Genomic DNA, 721 nt, shown 5'->3' with positions numbered 1-721 from the left:
TAAACACGCCGCTATTTTGATTTCCGGCTTCTTCGCTGTGTTGATCATTCGCGAACTGGACTACTGGATGGATATGATCCGTCACGGATCGTGGGTATTCCCTGCGTTAACCATCACTGCTCTGGCTTGCGCAAAAGCTTACCAAGGTGGTAAAGGTACAGTGAACGAAATGGCACGTATTCTACAAGTTCCACACATGAAGCTCTTGATTGGTGCCGTCGTTCTACTGCTTGTTTTCTCTCGCCTTTACGGCATGGGAAGCTTCTGGCAGCAAGTCATGAATGAAAGCTACATCCGCGATGTTAAGAACATTTCGGAAGAAGGCATGGAGCTGCTTTGCTACTGTCTGATTGCGTTGAGTGCTGTTCGTATGCGACGCGAAATCACTGAATAGACTCGGGATCTAAACGGCGATTGAGCGCAGTTAAAATGGGATGAAACACTTCCAATGCTCGCTCTGCTGTTGCAACCGACTCATCAAAGGCCGTCATTTCGATGGCCTTTTTCATTTCCGCAATTTGCTGCAAAACATCCATTTCTAACGGTAAAGCGCGAAGTTGATTTATTGCTTGTTTAGCCCGCAGCAAAGGCTGTGCTCGAACGCTAGTTAAATCTCGTTGAAATGCCCCACTTTTAACGCCCTCTAGATACACTCGATACGTCGTCAGTTCATCAAGCAAAAGAAACGCTTCTGCCTGTGGTCCTTGATGTGGATATGGCA

The 721-nt window shown here is 47.0% G+C and carries 2 pseudogenes; one reads left to right on the top strand and one right to left on the bottom strand.

What is annotated here, in order from left to right:
• Window positions 1-394, top strand: a pseudogene (locus R7Q09_RS25520) (hypothetical protein); the annotation flags it as partial.
• On the opposite strand, the pseudogene R7Q09_RS25515 reads toward R7Q09_RS25520, so the two are convergent.
• Window positions 384-721, bottom strand: a pseudogene (locus R7Q09_RS25515) (YdcF family protein); the annotation flags it as partial. The pseudogenes R7Q09_RS25520 and R7Q09_RS25515 sit on opposite strands and share 11 nt — an antisense overlap.

It is taken from the genome of Vibrio sp. 2130-1 (genome assembly GCF_033339515.1).
This window is presented reverse-complemented; position numbering and strand designations above follow the sequence as displayed.